This is a genomic window from Streptomyces sp. NPDC053493 (assembly GCF_044544825.1).
Lineage (GTDB): Bacteria > Actinomycetota > Actinomycetes > Streptomycetales > Streptomycetaceae > Streptomyces.
Genome location: NZ_JBITXS010000001.1, coordinates 1,119,837 through 1,136,122, shown reverse-complemented (window position 1 = coordinate 1,136,122; position 16,286 = coordinate 1,119,837). Strand labels below are relative to the sequence as shown.

Genomic DNA, 16,286 nt, shown 5'->3' with positions numbered 1-16,286 from the left:
GTGCAGCCGCTCAAGAAGGCCGACCCGTCCGCCCTCGCCGGCTACCGCCTCCTCGGGCGGCTCGGCGCTGGCGGCATGGGCGTGGTCTACCTCGCCCGGTCCGCCGGCGGCGCGCTCGCCGCGCTCAAGCTGATCCGCGCCGAACACGCCGCCGACCCGGGCTTCCGGGCCCGCTTCCGCCGCGAGGCGACCGCCGCCGAGCGGATCACCGGCCGCTGGGTGGTCCGCGTCCTCGGCGCCGACACCGAGGCCCGCGAGCCGTGGCTCGCCACCGAGTTCGTGCCCGGGCCCTCGCTCTCCGAGGCCGTCGCCCTGCACGGCGCGCTGCCCGAGTCCGCCGTCCGCGCGCTCGGCGCCCGGCTCGCCGACGCCCTCGACGGCATGCACACGGCCGGGCTCGTCCACCGGGACGTCAAGCCCGGCAACGTCCTCCTCGCCCTCGACGGGCCCCGGCTCATCGACTTCGGCATCGCCCGGGTCAGCGGCGCCACCGCGCTCACCGCCACCGACGCGATGATCGGCACGCCCGGCTTCCTCGCTCCCGAGCAGGCCCGGGTCATGGGCGCGGGCGAGGTCGGCCCGGCCGCCGACGTCTTCTCGCTCGGCTGCGTCCTCGCCTACGCGCTGACCGGCCGCCGTCCCTTCGGTACGGGCGCGGTGGCCGCGGTCGTCTACCGCACCGTCCACGAGGAACCCGACCTCGACGGCCTGCCGGAGCCGCTGCGGCCGCTGATCGAGGCCTGCCTCGCCAAGGACGCCGCCGACCGGCCGGGCGCCGCCGAGGTGCGCGACGCCCTCGGCCCGTACGAGCACCCGCCGGCGGGCGACTGGCTGCCGCCCGGACTGCCCGCCCTGATCGCCCGGCGCTCGTCGAGCGTCCTGGACCTGCCGGTCGCCGACCCGACCCTGCTCAACGCGGAGGAGACGCCGTCCACTTCGCGGCGCCGGTTCCTGGTCCTCGGCGCCGCCGGGGCCGTGGCGGGCACCGGCGGCCTCACCGCCTGGCTGCTGGGCCGCGACCCGGCCGGCGGCACCGGCGCCGGCGGCGCCACGGGCGCGCCGAGGGCGGCGTACACGCTCGGCCTGCTCACCGACCTCAGCGGCCCGGGCAAGGCCGACGGGCGCGCCCAGGAACGCGGGCTGCGCCTCGCCCTGGAGACCTTCAACACCGGCGCGGACCGGCCCTTCGACCTGGCGCTCAAGGTGACGGACGACGGCGGGGACCCGAAGCGGGCCGCCGCCGGGGCGCGCGCCCTGCTGCGGGACCCGGCCCTGGTCGCCGTGCTCGGCCCGACGAGTGCCGGCACGGCGGTCGCGGCGGCGGACGCGCTCGTCGACGCGAAGGTGCCGGTGCTGAGCGTGGCGGCGTCGGTCCCCGCCGGGACCACGATCCGGGGCCAGACACCGGACCTGCGCACCTACTTCGAACTGCGGCCGCCCGCCCAGGCGAACATCCTGCCCTTCGGCCGCTACCTCACCGAGCACGACCGGGACCGCACGGCGGTCGTCGAGGACCGGGCCGCCGGCACCTACTCCTGGCTCGCCGCCCAGACCGTGCGGCAGTCGCCGCCCGCCCACGGCACGGCCACCACGCACCAGGTCGCGGCCGGCAGCGAGGACTTCGGCCCGGCGGTGCGGTCGGCGCTCGCCACCTCACCGACCGGCGTGATGTACGTGGGGTCGTCGCCGCGCCGGGCCGCCCTGTGCGCCAGGGAACTGCTGAAGCAGGGCTGGCGAGGTCCGCGGGGAAGCGTCGAGGCCGCGTTCGGGCCGGAGTTCCTGGCCGTGGCGGGCGCGGCCGGCGAGGGCTGGTACTTCGGGACGGGCTATGTCGATCCCGGCACCGTCCCGGCCGCGAAGCAGTTCACGGCCGCGTACCGCGCGCGCTGGAAGCTCGGCGCCTCGGAGCCCGTCGACCGCTTCGCGGTGGAGGCGTACGACGCCTTCTTCTGGGCGGCGCAGGCGCTGCGGACCGCCGTGCGGAGGAACACCGGGCACCCGGGCGCGGCGATGGCGACCGCGTTCATGAAGGACCACCGGTCCTACCGGGGCGTGGCCAGGACCTACGACTCCCGGACCGACGACAGCTCGCCGCGCGCCCTCGACGGCCTCACCCTCTGGCAGATCCGCTCCGGAACGCCGCGCTGCCTCGGCCCGTTCGCCGAGGCAGCGAAGCGCGACTGACCGGGGGCCGGCCGCCCGGCCGCCCGGTCAGCCCACCACCGTCCAGGTGTCCTTGCCCGCGAGCAGCTGCGCCAGGTCGCCCTTGCCCTGCTGCTCGACCGCCTTCTCCAGCTGCTCCGCCATCAGCGTGTCGTACACCGGCCGCTCCGCCGACCGGAACACGCCGATCGGCGTCTGGTGGAGCGTGTCGGGGTCGGCGAGCCGGGAGAGGGCGAAGGCGGTGGTCGGCGACGCGGAGTGGGCGTCGTGGACGAGGACCTGGGCCTCGTTCTCCGGCGTGACCGTGACGACCTTGAGGTCGCCGGTGGCCGGGTCGCGGACGACGCCCTTGTCGAGCGCGGCGCCGAAGCGGATCGGCTGCCCGTGCTCCAGGCGGATGACGGCCTCCTTGGCCTGGTCGTTGTTCTTGAGGACCTCGAAGGCGCCGTCGTTGAAGATGTTGCAGTTCTGGTAGATCTCCACCAGCGCCGTGCCGTTGTGCTGGGCGGCCTGGCGCAGCACCTCGGTGAGGTGCTTGCGGTCGGAGTCCACGGTCCGGGCCACGAAGGAGGCCTCCGCGCCGAGCGCGAGGGACACCGGGTTGAAGGGCGCGTCCAGGGAGCCCATCGGAGTCGACTTGGTGATCTTGCCGAGCTCCGAGGTGGGGCTGTACTGGCCCTTGGTCAGGCCGTAGATCCGGTTGTTGAAGAGCAGGATCTTCAGGTTGACGTTGCGGCGCAGCGCGTGGATGAGGTGGTTGCCGCCGATGGACAGGGCGTCGCCGTCACCGGTGACGACCCACACCGACAGGTCGCGGCGCGAGGTCGCGAGACCGGTGGCGATGGCCGGAGCGCGGCCGTGGATGGAGTGCATCCCGTAGGTGTTCATGTAGTACGGGAAGCGGGACGAGCAGCCGATGCCGGAGACGAAGACGATGTTCTCCTTCGCCAGGCCGAGTTCGGGCAGGAAGCCCTGCACGGCGGCGAGGACGGCGTAGTCGCCGCAGCCGGGGCACCAGCGGACCTCCTGGTCGGACTTGAAGTCCTTCATCGACTGGGCGGCCTCGGCCTTGGGCACCAGTTGCAGAAGGGACTCCGTCAGCTCCGGCGTCCGGGCCGACTCACTCATCGATGACCTCCTTGAGAGCGGCGGCGAGCTGCTCGGCCTTGAACGGCATGCCGTTGACCTGGTTGTGGCTGCGGGCGTCGACGAGGTACCTCGCCCGGATGAGGGTGGCGAGCTGGCCCAGGTTCATCTCGGGCACGACGACCTTCTCGTACCGCGCGAGGACCTCGCCCAGGTTCCTCGGGAACGGGTTGAGGTGGCGCAGGTGGGCCTGGGCGACCGGGTGGCCGGTGCGGCGCAGCCGGCGGACGGCGGCGGTGATCGGCCCGTAGGTGGAGCCCCAGCCGATGACGAGGGTCTGCGCGCCGTCCGGGTCGTCGACCTCGACGTCGGGCACCTCGATGCCGTCGATCTTGGCCTGCCGGGTGCGGACCATGAAGTCGTGGTTGGCCGGGTCGTAGCTGATGTTGCCGGTGCCGTCCTGCTTCTCGATGCCGCCGATGCGGTGCTCGAGGCCGGGCGTGCCGGGCAGGGCCCACGGGCGGGCCAGGGTCTCGGGATCGCGCTTGTACGGCCAGAAGACCTCGGTGCCGTCGGCCAGCGTGTGGTTCGGGCCGGTGGCGAACGGCGTGGTCAGGTCGGGCAGTTCGTCCGTCTCCGGGATCCGCCAGGGCTCGGAGCCGTTGGCGAGGTAGCCGTCGGAGAGCAGCAGCACCGGCGTGCGGTAGGCGAGCGCGATCCGGGCCGCGTCGATCGCCGCGTCGAAGCAGTCGGCGGGCGTCCTCGGCGCCACGACCGGCACCGGCGCCTCGCCGTTGCGCCCGTACATGGCCTGGAGGAGGTCGGCCTGCTCGGTCTTGGTCGGCAGACCGGTGGACGGGCCGCCGCGCTGGATGTCGACGATCAGCAGGGGCAGCTCGAGCGACACGGCGAGGCCGATGGTCTCCGACTTCAGCGCCACACCGGGGCCGCTCGTGGTGGTGACGGCGAGCGAACCGCCGAAGGCGGCGCCGAGCGCGGCGCCGATGCCGGCGATCTCGTCCTCGGCCTGGAAGGTGCGCACGCCGAAGTTCTTGTGCTTGCTGAGCTCGTGCAGGATGTCCGAGGCCGGCGTGATCGGGTACGAGCCGAGGTAGAGCGGCAGGTCCGCCTGGCGGGCGGCGGCGACCAGACCGTAGGACAGGGCCAGGTTCCCGGAGATGTTGCGGTACGTGCCGGTGGGGAAGGCCTTGGTGGCGGGCGCGACCTCGTAGGAGACGGCGAAGTCCTCGGTGGTCTCGCCGAAGTTCCAGCCGGCCCGGAAGGCGGTCACGTTCGCCTCGGCGATCTGCGGCTTCTTGGCGAACTTCTGGCGCAGGAAGGCCTCGGTGCCCTCGGTGGGCCGGTGGTACATCCAGGACAGCAGCCCGAGCGCGAACATGTTCTTGGAGCGCTCGGCCTCCTTCCGGGTCAGACCGAAGTCCTTCAGGGCCTCGACCGTCAGGGTGGTCAGCGGCACCGGGTGCACCCGGTAGCCGTCCAGCGAGCCGTCCTCCAGCGGAGAGGTCTCGTAGCCGACCTTGGCCATGGCGCGCTTGGCGAACTCGTCGGTGTTGACGATGATCTCGCCGCCCTTGGGCACGTCCGCGATGTTGGCCTTCAGGGCGGCCGGGTTCATCGCGACGAGGACGTTCGGCGCGTCACCCGGAGTGAGGATGTCGTGGTCGGCGAAGTGGAGCTGGAACGAGGACACGCCCGGCAGCGTGCCGGCGGGCGCCCGGATCTCCGCCGGGAAGTTCGGCAGCGTGGAGAGGTCGTTCCCGAAGGACGCCGTCTCCGAGGTGAAGCGGTCACCGGTGAGCTGCATGCCGTCGCCCGAGTCGCCCGCGAAGCGGATGATCACCCGGTCGAGCCGGCGGACTTCCTTCGCGGAGCCGTGCTCGGCCGTCGCCGGGGCGCTGCGCTGCTCCCCGACCAGGGCCTCACCGGCCTCGCTACTGACCTGGCTGGTCACTGAACTGGACCTCCCTCGCGGCAAGGGTTCTGGGAGACGGCCGGAGACCGGCCGTCCCGTGGCCCACCCTACGTCCGTAGGCAGGGCCCTCCCGGGACTTCCCACATCGTGGACCTCTTTTTGAGACGCCCCGCGATGCCCATTTATTGTCAATTGTCGCTCTCGGTGAACCCTTGAGTCCAACCGGAGGTCGCGCTCCGCACATTCTTCGTCACGCGGCGGAGTTTTCCCGCCAGCGCCACATCCGCGCTACATCTGACAGGGTGTCAGTTTTTCAGGAGTTGAGATAGGTCAGGACGGCGAGTACCCGCCGGTGATCCCCGTCACTCGGTGACAGTCCCAGCTTCAGGAAGATGTTGCTGATGTGCTTCTCCACCGCGCCGTCGCTCACCACCAGCTGCTTGGCGATGGCCGAATTCGTACGTCCCTCCGCCATCAGCCCGAGCACCTCACGCTCGCGCGGAGTCAGCGCCGCCAGCACGTCCTGCTTACGGCTGCGGCCGAGCAGCTGCGCCACCACCTCCGGATCCAGCGCCGTACCGCCCCGGGCCACCCGCACCACCGCGTCCACGAACTCCCGGACCTCGGCCACCCGGTCCTTCAGCAGATAGCCGACGCCCGTGCTGGACCCGGCGAGCAGCTCCGTCGCGTACTGCTCCTCCACGTACTGCGAGAGCACCAGCACCCCGATCCCCGGGTGCTCCTTCCGCAGCCGCACCGCCGCCCGCACGCCCTCGTCGGTGTGCGTCGGCGGCATCCGCACGTCCGCCACCACCACGTCCGGCGGGGCGCCCTCGCCCGCCAGGTCGGACACGGTCTTCACCAGCGCCTCGCCGTCGCCGACGCCGGCGACCACCTCGTGCCCGAGGTCGGTGAGGAGCCGGGTCAGACCCTCGCGGAGCAGCACCGAGTCCTCGGCGATGACCACCCGTACCTTGTCCGCGCGCTGGTCCGTCACGGGACCGCCTTTCTGCCTGTGTGGTGCCTGAGCTGAGCGCTCACAGCATCGCAGCAGAAGGGACGCGGCAGGGGCGAGAGGGGTTCAATCGGGCCCGCGGTGGTCGGGGGCGGGGTCGGTGGGGGACGAGGGCCGGTGGAGGACGGGGTCGGTCGGGCCCGCGGTGGTCGGGGGCGGGGTCGGTGGGGACGGGGGCCGGTGGAGGACGAGGTCGGCCGGGCCCGCCGTGGTCAGGGACGCCAGGGGAGCTCGGCCGTGACCGTCGTCGGGCCGCCGGCCGGGGAGTCGACCGCGAGCACGCCGTCGACCGCGTCCAGCCGTTCCGTCAGACCGGCCAGGCCCCGCCCCGCCGCCACGTCCGCGCCGCCCACGCCGTCGTCCCGCACCTGGAGCATCAGCCGGCCGTCCGTCCGCCACACGTCCACCGCGGCGCGCCGGGCCTTGGCGTGCTTGGAGACGTTCTGCAGCAGCTCGGAGACGGTGAAGTAGGCGATGCCCTCGATCGCCGCGGCCGGCCGGGCCGGCAGGTCCACGTCCACCGACACCGGCACGGTGCAGCGCGCCGCCACCGCGGACAGCGCCGCGTCCAGGCCGCGGTCGGTGAGCACGGCCGGGTGGATGCCGCGGGCCAGGTCCCGCAGCTCCTGCAGGGCCAGCTTCACCTCGCCGTGCGCCTCGTCGACCATCGCCGCCGCGGCCCGCGGGTCCTCCGCCAGCTTCTCCTTCGCCAGGCCCAGGTCCATCGCCAGCGACACCAGGCGGGCCTGCGCGCCGTCGTGCAGGTCACGCTCGATCCGGCGCAGGTCGGCGGCGGCGGTGTCCACGACGACGCCCCGGTCCGACTCCAGCTCCGTCACCCGCGAGGCCAGCCGCGACGGCCCGAGCAGGCCCGCCACCATCAGCCGGTCCACGGCCACCAGACCGCGCAGGATCCAGGGACCCACCAGGACGAAGACCAGACCCACCGCGCTCGTGACCCCGATCTCGAAGGGCGTGTCCAGATAGAAGCTGTGCGTCTCGTCGCCGTACAGCTGGAGCCCGGCCTGACCGGCGTACATCGGGAAGGCCCACTGCCACAGCGGATACGTGAAGAGCGTCCAGCCCCAGCACCACAGCGCCACCGTCACCGCGAAGGAGAACACCGCCCACGGCAGGTGCAGCAGCGCGTACAGCAGGTGCCGCCAGGACACGCCGCTCTTCAGCGTCGCGCCCATCCACGACAGCGCCCCGCCGGTCCGTCCGCGCACCGGCTCCGGCGCCCGCACGTCGAGCCCGAGCATGCCCCGCGCCCGCGCCCGCTCCACGGCCCCGAAGCCCCGGCACAGCGCCAGCGTCCCGGCCAGCACCGGGACGCCGAGGAACGTGACGAGCAGCCCGGCGCCGGCCGAGACCAGCGTCACGGCCAGGCAGAAGTACGCGACGCTCAGCGGGAGACCGGTCAGGACGTACCCGACCGCGCGCCACGTGCGGCCCTCGAAGGGCGCACGCAGGGCGGCGGGGAGAGGGAGGGAGGCCATCGGGTGTCCGTTTCTGGGTGGTGGTGGCGTGGCGGCGTGGCGGCGTGGTGACGGGGTGGTCACATCCGGCGCTCCTACCTTCGCGCCCGGGGCGGCGCCGGGACCATGAGGCGGGTCGGCGTCTGCGGGCGGGGGTTATCCCTACCGGGGGCTCTGCCCGGGGGCCCGGCCGGGCGGGCCTAGGGGGTGGCCTTACGGGGTGGCCTTTACGGGTGCGGGAGCGACCGGGTGCGCCAGGGCAGTTCGGCGGTGACGCTGGTCGGGCCGCCCTCGGGAGAGTCCACGACGAAGACGCCGTCGACCGCGCCGAGCCGTTCCGTCAGACCGGCCAGGCCCCGCCCCGCCGCCAGGTCCGCGCCGCCCACGCCGTCGTCCCGCACCTGGAGCATCAGCCGGTCCTCCTCGCGCCACACGTCCACGGCGGCGGACCGGGCCTTGGCGTGCTTGGAGACGTTCTGCAGCAGCTCGGAGACGGTGAAGTAGGCGATGCCCTCGATCGCCTCGGCGGGCCGCTCGGCCAGGTCGACCGAGACCTTCACCGGCACGGTGCAGCGCGCCGCGATCGAGGAGAGCGCGGCGTCCAGGCCGCGGTCGGTGAGGACGGCCGGGTGGATGCCGCGGGCCAGGTCGCGCAGCTCCTGAAGCGCCAGCTTCACCTCGCCGTGCGCCTCGTCGACCATCGCCGCCGCGGCCTCCGGGTCGTCCAGCACCTTCTCCTTGGCGAGCCCGAGCCCCATCGCCAGGGCCACGAGACGGGCCTGCGCGCCGTCGTGCAGATCACGTTCGATGCGGCGCAGGTCGGCGGCGGCGGTGTCCACGACGACGCCACGGTCCGACTCCAGTTCGGCGATCCGCCGCTCCAGCTCGTCGGAGGGCGAGAGCAGTCCGCGCACCATGGCCCGGTCGGCGTTCGCGAGCCCGCGCGCCACGAACGGCAGCACCGGCCACAGCACCAGCAGCGACACCATCGTCACCCCGAAGGTCAGCACGCCCCACGGCAGCCGGACGAACCCGTACAGCTGGCTGCGCCAGGCCACCGGGTCCTTCACCCGCGACCACACCCAGGCGAGGAAGCCGTGGCCGCGGGGCAGTGGGCTCGGGGTCTCGACGTGCAGGCCGAGCAGGCGGCGGGCCCGGGCCCGTTCCGACCGGCCCATCCCGCGCGCGCCGGACAGACCGAGCGCGAGGAGCGGAAGGCCGACGACCGTGACCGCCAAGCCCGCGCCGAGCGCGATCGTCACCACGGCGTAGAGGAATCCGGCCAGCGCGCAGGGGAGGTCGGCGAGGAGGTGCGCGACCTCCTTCCAGGTGTGGCGGCCGTAGGCGAACCGCGCGGGCGGCGGAGGGTTGTCGGTGAGATCGCTCATGAGGCCAAGGCTGCCGGTAGAGGGTGCCGACACGCCATGGGGAAGGTCGCCGGGACGGGCCGGGGGATAACCCCACCCGATCCGGATCCGACCCGGCATCCGATCCGGCATCCGATCCGGATCCGATCCGGCATCCGATACGGGCGCCGATAGGGCACCCGCGACTGCTTACGCTCTCTTTAGCAGGGCCTAGACTCGCGTGCGTATCCATGGGGAATGAGACACCGAGACCGAGGGGCGGACGTGCGAGAACCGACCGTTGTCGCGGCTGAGCATGCGACGGAGCATGCGGCGGACTACTTCCGGACGTACTCCGTCGTCGGGCTGCTCGCCGTCCTCGGCGTGCTCTTCGTCGCGATCGCCTTCGGCGCGGGCCGGCTGCTGCGGCCCGTCGTGCCGACACCCGAGAAGCTCCTCACCTACGAGTGCGGTGTCGACCCGGTCGGCGAGGGCTGGGCCCACACGCAGGTCCGCTACTACGTGTACGCCTTCCTCTATGTGATCTTCGCCGTCGACTCGATCTTCCTCTTCCCGTGGGCGACGGTCTTCGCCGCGCCCGGGTACGGGGCGACGACGCTGGTCGAGATGTTCGTGTTCCTCGGCTTCCTCGCCGTGGGACTGCTCTACGCGTACAAGAAGGGCGTACTGGCATGGACGTAACACCCCTGCCGGCCCTGCCGGTCCTGCCCGCCCCGAAGCTGGGCCCGCTCGCCCGCCTGGCGCCAGAGCCGATGAAGGTGGTCCTGAACTGGGGCCGCCGCTACAGCCTGTGGGTCTTCAACTTCGGCCTCGCCTGCTGCGCGATCGAGTTCATCGCCGCGTCGATGGCCCGCCACGACTTCATCCGCCTCGGCGTGATCCCCTTCGCGCCGGGCCCGCGCCAGGCCGACCTGATGATCGTCTCCGGCACGGTGACGGACAAGATGGCGCCGGCCGTGAAGCGGCTCTACGAGCAGATGCCCGAGCCGAAGTACGTGATCTCCTTCGGCGCCTGCTCGAACTGCGGCGGCCCGTACTGGGACTCGTACTCCGTGACCAAGGGCGTGGACCAGATCATCCCGGTCGACGTCTACGTGCCGGGCTGCCCGCCGCGGCCGGAGGCGCTGCTCCAGGGCATCCTCAAGCTCCAGGAGAAGATCGCGCGGGAGAGCCTGGAGGAGCGGTACGGGACGGCGCCGTCGGTCTCCCAGCTCACCAGCCCGCTGGTCGCCCCGCCGGCCCCGGGAGGCACGGCGTGAACACCTACGACACCAACGCCTTCGACGCGCTTCCCGACTCCGTCACGGAGCTCTTCGGAGAGGAGGCGACGGCGGAGCGGGCCTACGACCTGCTGACCGTCGACGTGCCGACGGCCTCCTGGATCGCGGCGCTGGAGATCGCCCGCGACAAGCTGGGCTGCACGTACTTCGACTGGCTCAGCGCGGTGGACGAGCCGGGCGTGGGCTTCCGGGTGTGCGCGCACGTGGCGTCGGTGGGCGCGGCGGGCGTGCGCCGCCTGCTGCTGCGCACCACGGTCCCGCACGCCTCGCCGTCCCTCCCGTCGGCGATCTCCGTCTACGCGGGCGCGGCGTGGCACGAGCGCGAGACGTACGAGATGTTCGGCGTGACCTTCACGGACCACCCGCACCTGGTCCACCTCCTCCTCCCGGAGAACTTCGAGGGCCACCCGCTCCGCAAGGACTTCGTCCTGGCCGCGCGCGTGGCCAAGGCCTGGCCGGGCGCGAAGGAACCGGGCGAGTCCCACGACCCGGGCGCGCCGAAGCGACGCCAGATGCTGCCGCCGGGCGTTCCGGACCCCAACGAGTGGGGCCCGCTGAAGGGCCAGCTCCCTCCGGCCCCCACCCGCCCCGACCGCCGCCCCCGCCCGACCCCCGAGGGCACCACCGCCCCACCCCGCCGCGCCCGCAGCGCGAGCGCCGGCTCCGCGACCCAGCGCCCGACCGAGGCCGAGGACACCCCGCCGTCGGCAGCCCCGCGCCGCGCCCGCACGGCGAGCGCCGGCTCCGCGACCCAGCGCGCCACGGAGGCGCCTGCCGCCGCCGACGACACCACGCCGGCGGGCCCGCCCTCCGCCGAGGAGACCACGCCCCCGGCCGGCCCACGCCGCACCCGCAGCGCGAGCGCCGGCTCCGCGAGTCAGCGCGCCGCGGAGGCGCCTGCGGCCGCCGAGGACGTCACGCCTCCGGCGGGCCTGCCCGCCACCGAAGGGACCACGCCCCCGGCCGGCCCGCGTCGTGCCCGCAGCGCGAGCGCGGGCTCGGCGAGCCAGCGCGCGACCGAGGCGCCGGGCGGCCAGCCCGAGACGCCCGCACCGCCGACGGCCCCACGCCCGGCCCGTCGCACCCGCAGCACGGACGCCCCCTGGCACCACGCCCGCCCGGCCTTCGACGACGAACCGGAAGCTCCCACCGAGCCCGGGACTCCGACGCCGGATGCGGCGGAGGCGCCGCCCCGCGCCGGGGCGGAGCCCGCAACGGACGCCGGGCCTGCCAAGGCTGAGCCCACGGCGCCGCAGGCACCGGGCGCGGGGGCGGAGCCCCCGGCCGACGGCACGGCCGCGCCCGCCAAGGGCGAGCCCGGCGGCACGGCGGCAGCGCCCGAGCGAGCGGAGCCCCAGGCACCGCCCGCCGAGGGCGAGGCAGCCCCGGACCCGGCGCCGGACACGGACAACGGCGCGCCCGCCGAGGGCGAACGGCGCGCATCCACCACTGACACCACCGACGGAGGCGATCCCGCGTGAACGACGTACTCGACGTCGCCCTCCGGCTGCTGCTCGTCTTCGCCGTGTTCCTCGTGCTGCCGCTCGTCGTCGGGCAGACCGAGCACAAGGTCATGGCCCACATGCAGGGGCGGCTCGGACCCATGTACGCCGGTGGGTTCCACGGGTGGGCGCAGCTCGTCGCCGACGGGGTGAAGTTCGCGCAGAAGGAGGACGTCGTCCCGAGGGACGCCGACCGGCGGGTGTTCCAGCTCGCGCCGGCCGTCGCGCTCCTGCCGTATCTCCTCGTGCTCGTCGCGATTCCGATCGGGCCCAGCGAGGGCGCCGTCGGGCAGGTCGTCGACGCCGGCATCTTCTTCGTGCTCGCCGTGATGGGCGTCGGAGTGCTCGGCAGTCTGATGGCCGGCTGGGCGTCGGCCAACAAGTTCTCGCTGCTCGGCGCGCTCCGTACCGCCGCCCAGCTCCTCGCGTACGAGCTGCCGATGCTGCTCGCCGCCGCGTCCGTCGCGATGGCGGCCGGCACCGTCTCGCTGCCCGGCATCCTGGGCGCCTTCGAGTGGTGGTGGGTGCCCTGGCAGATCGTCGGCGCGCTCGTGTTCTTCACCGCCGGTCTCGCCGAGCTCCAGCGGCCGCCGTTCGACATGCCCGTCGCCGACTCGGAGATCATCTTCGGCGCGTACACCGAGTACACCGGTCTCCGCTTCGCGCTGTTCCTGCTCGCCGAGTACGCCGGCATCGTCGTCCTGTGCGGCCTCACCACCGTCCTCTTCCTCGGCGGCTGGCACGGCCCCGGCGGCGCCGACGGCCTCGGCTGGCTCTGGACCCTGCTCAAGACGGCCGTACTCGCCTTCGTCGTGATCTGGCTGCGGGTCTCCTACCCGCGGCTCCGCGAGGACCAGCTGCAGAAGCTGGCCTGGACGGCCCTCGTCCCGCTCGCCCTCGCGCAGATCGCGCTCACCGGCATCGTGAAGGTGGCGATCCAGTAATGCCCATCCCCGGTTCCGGCCTGGCCAAGGGCCTCGCCGTCACCCTGCGCACGATGACCCGCAAGAGCGTCACCGCGCAGTACCCGGACGCGCAGCCCGAGCTGCCGCCCCGCACCCGCGGGGTCATCGGGCTGTTCGAGGAGAACTGCACGGTGTGCATGCTGTGCGCCCGCGAGTGCCCCGACTGGTGCATCTACATCGACTCCCACAAGGAGACGGTCCCGGCCGCCGTGCCCGGCGGCCGCGAGCGCAGCCGTAACGTCCTCGACCGCTTCGCGATCGACTTCTCGCTGTGCATGTACTGCGGCATCTGCATCGAGGTGTGCCCGTTCGACGCGCTGTTCTGGTCGCCCGAGTTCGAGTACGCCGAGACCGACATCCACGAGCTGACGCACGAGCGCGACAAGCTCCGCGAGTGGATGTGGACGGTGCCGGAGCCGCCCGCGCTCGACCCGCGCGCGGAGGAGCCGAAGGAGATCGCCGCGGCCCGCAAGGCGGCGGAGAAGGCCGCGGCCCAGGCAGCCCAGGCCCAGGCCGACGCCGAGGCAGCCCAGGCCGAGCAGGAGGGCCCGCAGTGACCCTCGCAGCCCAGAGCACCGGCTTCCTCTCGCCCACCGGCGTCGAGATCGCCTTCGTCCTCGTCGGCCTCGCCACCCTCGGCGCCGCCCTCGTCAGCGTCACCACCAAGCAGCTCGTCCACGCCGCCCTGTGGCTGGTCGTGGCGCTCGGCGGGCTCGCCGTCGAGTACCTGCTCCTGACCGCCGAGTTCATCGCCTGGGTCCAGGTGCTGATCTACGTCGGTTCCGTCGTCGTCCTCCTCCTCTTCGGTCTCATGCTCACCAAGGCCCCCATCGGCCGCTCCCCGGACTCCGACTCCGGCAACCGCCCGGTCGCCCTCGCCGTCGCGCTCGCCGCCGCGGCGGCGCTGGTCTGGGTGGTCGTCGACGCGTTCCGCACCACCTGGATCGACCTCGACGGGCCCGCCCGGGGCTCCACCCAGGTGTCCGGCGAGATCCTCTTCCGGCACTGGGTGCTGCCCTTCGAGGCCCTGTCCGTGCTGCTGCTCGCCGCGCTCGTCGGCGCGATCGTGCTCGCCAAGAAGAAGAACGGGGACGAGCGCTGATGCACCTCGCCTACCCGGCCGTCCTCGCCGCCCTCCTCTTCTCCGTCGGCCTGTACGGAGTCCTCGCCCGCCGCAACGCGATCCTGGTCCTCATGTCGGTCGAGCTCATGCTCAACGCCGTCAACCTCAACCTGGTCGCCTTCGACGTGTGGCTCCGCGACACCCTGCACGCGGGCCAGGCCCTCACCCTCTTCACCATCGCCATCGCCGCCGCGGAGATCGGTATCGGTCTCGCGATCGTCCTGATGGTCTACCGCAACCGCGGCATCTCGGACGTCGACCGACTCCGCGACACCAAGGAAACGCCGTCCGCCGACGAGCGGCCCGGCGCCGAGCCGTCCGCCGACGAGAAGGCCGAGGCCACCGCGTGACCACCACGACCCTCGCCGTCCTCGTCCCGCTCCTGCCGTTCCTCGCCGCGGCCGCCGGCCTGCTCCTCGGCCGGACCGCGCCCTCCTTCGTCCGGCCGCTCGCCGTCCTGCCGACGCTCGCCGCCGCCGTGCTCGCCGTCGTCGTGGCGGCCCGGCAGGGCGGGGGGAAGGCCGTCGACGCCGCCACCCAGCTCACCCCGACCGGCTCGGTCCCGATCGACCTCGCCCTGCACATCGACGGCTTCGCCGCCCTGGTCGCCGTCCTGGTCGGCACCGTCGCCACCTGCGTGCAGGTCTACTCGACCGGCTACCTCCGCAGCGACCCGCGCTATCCCTCGTACGCCGCTCTCGTCTCCCTCTTCACCTCCGCGATGCTGCTCGTCGTCTACTCCGGCGACCTGATGGTGCTCCTGGTCGGCTGGGAGATCATGGGCATCTGCTCGTACTTCCTGGTCGGGCACTACTGGGAGACCGCCGAGGCCCGCTCGGCCTCGCTCAAGGCCTTCCTCGTCACCAAGCTCGGCGACGTGCCCTTCCTGATCGGCCTGTTCGCGCTCGCCGCCGACGCCGGCACCTTCCGGATCACCGGCGTGCTCGGCGCGGTCGCGAGCGGCGGACTCGACCACCCGACCCTGGTCGCGCTGCTGCTGCTCGCCGGCGTCGCCGGCAAGTCGGCGCAGTTCCCGCTGCACACCTGGCTCCCGGACGCCATGGCCGGCCCGACGCCCGTCTCCGCGCTCATCCACGCGGCGACGATGGTCGCCGCCGGCATCTACTTCGTCGCCCGGCTGCTGCCCGTCTTCGCCGCCTCCGGCGCCGCGCTGACCGTGCTCGCCGTGATGGCCGCCGTCACCATGACCGGCTCGGCGCTCGCCGCGCTCGCCCAGGACGACATCAAGCGGGTCCTCGCCTACTCGACGATCGGCCAGCTCGGCTACATGTCGGGCGCTCTCGCGGTCGGCGACCGCGGCGCCGCCGTCTTCCACCTCCTGTCGCACGGCGCCTTCAAGGCGCTGCTCTTCCTCGCGGCGGGCGCGGTCATCCACGCCGCCGGCACCAACTCGCTCACCGCCATGTCCCGCATGAGCGGCCTGGCCAAGCGCATCCCGGACGCCTACTGGACGATGACGATCGGCCTGCTCGCGCTCGCCGCTATCCCGCCCTTCGCCGGCTTCTTCTCCAAGGAGGCCGTCCTCGTCGCCGCCGAGCACACCGCCACCGGCGAGCGCACCGTCGCCCCGGCCGGCGCCGGCTGGATCGTCCTGGTCGCCGGACTGCTCACGGCCCTGCTCACCGCCGCGTACGCGGCGCGGCTGTGGCTGCTCGCCTTCCGCGGCCGCGGCGCCGAGGCGCCCGACCACGGCCGGCAGCCGATCGCCATGACGACCGTCCTGTGGGTGCTCGCCGTCCCCTCCCTCGGCTTCGGTCTGACCGCCGCCTACCTCGACGACTGGTTCGACGGGAACCCGCTGACGCCGACCGTCACCACGGCCGTCCTCGGCACCGGCCTCGCCGTCGTCGGCGCCGCCGTCATGTACGCGGCCTGGCAGCGCACCCGCGGCCTCGCGGCCCGCACCCCGCTCGGCGCGGTCGTCGCCCACCCCGAGGGCGACGCCGGTCTCGTCGAGGCGGAGGCCATCGCGAGCCACGCGCCCGTCTACGGCGACGTCGCCTGGTCCCCGGACCCGGCCGACCCGGGCCGCGCCCTGCTCGGCCCGCTGCACCGGCCCGCCGCCGAGGGCTTCCACCTGGACGCCGTCTACCGCACCCTCTTCGTCCGCCCCGTGCTCGCCGCCGCCTCCCTGGTCCGCTTCCTGGACCGCGAGGTCGTCGACACCTACGTACGCGGCGCGGGCAGCGGCGCCAAGGGCCTCGGCTGGCTCGTCCGCCGCGCCCAGACCGGCAACGTGCAGACCTACCTCAGCGCCCTGCTCGCCGGCTCCGTCGTCCTGGCGATCGTCGCCGTCGTCCTCGCCAACGCCGCCGCCGGAGCGTGAGCCGTGATCGATATCAGCGAATCCGTG

At 73.5% G+C, this 16,286-nt stretch carries 14 protein-coding genes; 9 read left to right on the top strand and 5 right to left on the bottom strand.

Features of this window, described 5'->3' with window-relative positions; translation table 11 throughout:
* Positions 1 to 2,184, top strand: coding sequence for a bifunctional serine/threonine-protein kinase/ABC transporter substrate-binding protein (locus tag ACIGO8_RS05205; protein ID WP_399723926.1), 2,184 nt, complete (start codon positions 1 to 3; stop codon positions 2,182 to 2,184).
* Between the two features lie 27 nt (positions 2,185 to 2,211).
* Here the strand turns inward: ACIGO8_RS05205 and ACIGO8_RS05200 are convergent, their stop codons facing one another.
* The 5 genes from ACIGO8_RS05200 to ACIGO8_RS05180 form a co-directional block, all read right to left on the bottom strand.
* Complete coding sequence (locus ACIGO8_RS05200) at positions 2,212 to 3,291, bottom strand: 2-oxoacid:ferredoxin oxidoreductase subunit beta (RefSeq protein ID WP_399723923.1); 1,080 nt, start codon at positions 3,289 to 3,291, stop codon at positions 2,212 to 2,214.
* Positions 3,284 to 5,221, bottom strand: coding sequence for a 2-oxoacid:acceptor oxidoreductase subunit alpha (locus ACIGO8_RS05195; protein ID WP_399723920.1), 1,938 nt, complete (start codon positions 5,219 to 5,221; stop codon positions 3,284 to 3,286). Before ACIGO8_RS05195 ends, ACIGO8_RS05200 begins: the two co-directional genes overlap by 8 nt.
* 274 nt (positions 5,222 to 5,495) lie before the next feature.
* Positions 5,496 to 6,179 (bottom strand): LuxR C-terminal-related transcriptional regulator, encoded by a 684-nt coding sequence (locus ACIGO8_RS05190; protein ID WP_399723917.1) that lies wholly within the window; start codon positions 6,177 to 6,179, stop codon positions 5,496 to 5,498.
* Between the two features lie 230 nt (positions 6,180 to 6,409).
* Positions 6,410 to 7,696 carry a sensor histidine kinase gene (locus tag ACIGO8_RS05185; protein WP_399723914.1) on the bottom strand — a complete coding sequence of 429 codons (1,287 nt, stop codon included), beginning with the start codon at positions 7,694 to 7,696 and terminating at the stop codon, positions 6,410 to 6,412.
* 206 nt (positions 7,697 to 7,902) lie between these two features.
* Complete coding sequence (locus ACIGO8_RS05180; protein ID WP_399723912.1) at positions 7,903 to 9,063, bottom strand: sensor histidine kinase; 1,161 nt, start codon at positions 9,061 to 9,063, stop codon at positions 7,903 to 7,905.
* A 243-nt stretch (positions 9,064 to 9,306) separates the two neighbouring features.
* Between ACIGO8_RS05180 and ACIGO8_RS05175 the strand changes: the two genes are divergently transcribed.
* From ACIGO8_RS05175 to ACIGO8_RS05140, 8 genes are read left to right on the top strand one after another with little or no spacing between them, the layout of a single operon-like run.
* Complete coding sequence (locus ACIGO8_RS05175; RefSeq protein WP_399723909.1) at positions 9,307 to 9,723, top strand: NADH-quinone oxidoreductase subunit A; 417 nt, start codon at positions 9,307 to 9,309, stop codon at positions 9,721 to 9,723.
* Positions 9,714 to 10,301 carry an NADH-quinone oxidoreductase subunit B gene (locus ACIGO8_RS05170; protein ID WP_399723906.1) on the top strand — a complete coding sequence of 196 codons (588 nt, stop codon included), beginning with the start codon at positions 9,714 to 9,716 and terminating at the stop codon, positions 10,299 to 10,301. The genes ACIGO8_RS05175 and ACIGO8_RS05170 overlap by 10 nt, the downstream gene beginning before the upstream one ends.
* A complete protein-coding gene (locus ACIGO8_RS05165) occupies positions 10,298 to 11,803 on the top strand; it encodes an NADH-quinone oxidoreductase subunit C (protein WP_399723903.1) in 1,506 nt (501 codons plus the stop codon). The genes ACIGO8_RS05170 and ACIGO8_RS05165 overlap by 4 nt, the downstream gene beginning before the upstream one ends.
* Positions 11,800 to 12,768 (top strand): NADH-quinone oxidoreductase subunit H, encoded by a 969-nt coding sequence (locus ACIGO8_RS05160; protein ID WP_399723900.1) that lies wholly within the window; start codon positions 11,800 to 11,802, stop codon positions 12,766 to 12,768. Before ACIGO8_RS05165 ends, ACIGO8_RS05160 begins: the two co-directional genes overlap by 4 nt.
* Positions 12,768 to 13,346, top strand: coding sequence for a NuoI/complex I 23 kDa subunit family protein (locus tag ACIGO8_RS05155; protein WP_399723897.1), 579 nt, complete (start codon positions 12,768 to 12,770; stop codon positions 13,344 to 13,346). Before ACIGO8_RS05160 ends, ACIGO8_RS05155 begins: the two co-directional genes overlap by 1 nt.
* Positions 13,343 to 13,891, top strand: coding sequence for an NADH-quinone oxidoreductase subunit J (locus ACIGO8_RS05150; protein ID WP_399723895.1), 549 nt, complete (start codon positions 13,343 to 13,345; stop codon positions 13,889 to 13,891). Before ACIGO8_RS05155 ends, ACIGO8_RS05150 begins: the two co-directional genes overlap by 4 nt.
* On the top strand, positions 13,891 to 14,262 hold the full coding sequence (nuoK, locus tag ACIGO8_RS05145; protein WP_399723891.1) for an NADH-quinone oxidoreductase subunit NuoK: 372 nt from the start codon (positions 13,891 to 13,893) through the stop codon (positions 14,260 to 14,262). The genes ACIGO8_RS05150 and nuoK overlap by 1 nt, the downstream gene beginning before the upstream one ends.
* Positions 14,259 to 16,259, top strand: a complete 2,001-nt coding sequence (locus ACIGO8_RS05140) for an NADH-quinone oxidoreductase subunit L (RefSeq protein ID WP_399723888.1) — start codon at positions 14,259 to 14,261, stop codon at positions 16,257 to 16,259. The genes nuoK and ACIGO8_RS05140 overlap by 4 nt, the downstream gene beginning before the upstream one ends.
* Positions 16,260 to 16,286: the final 27 nt, after the last annotated feature.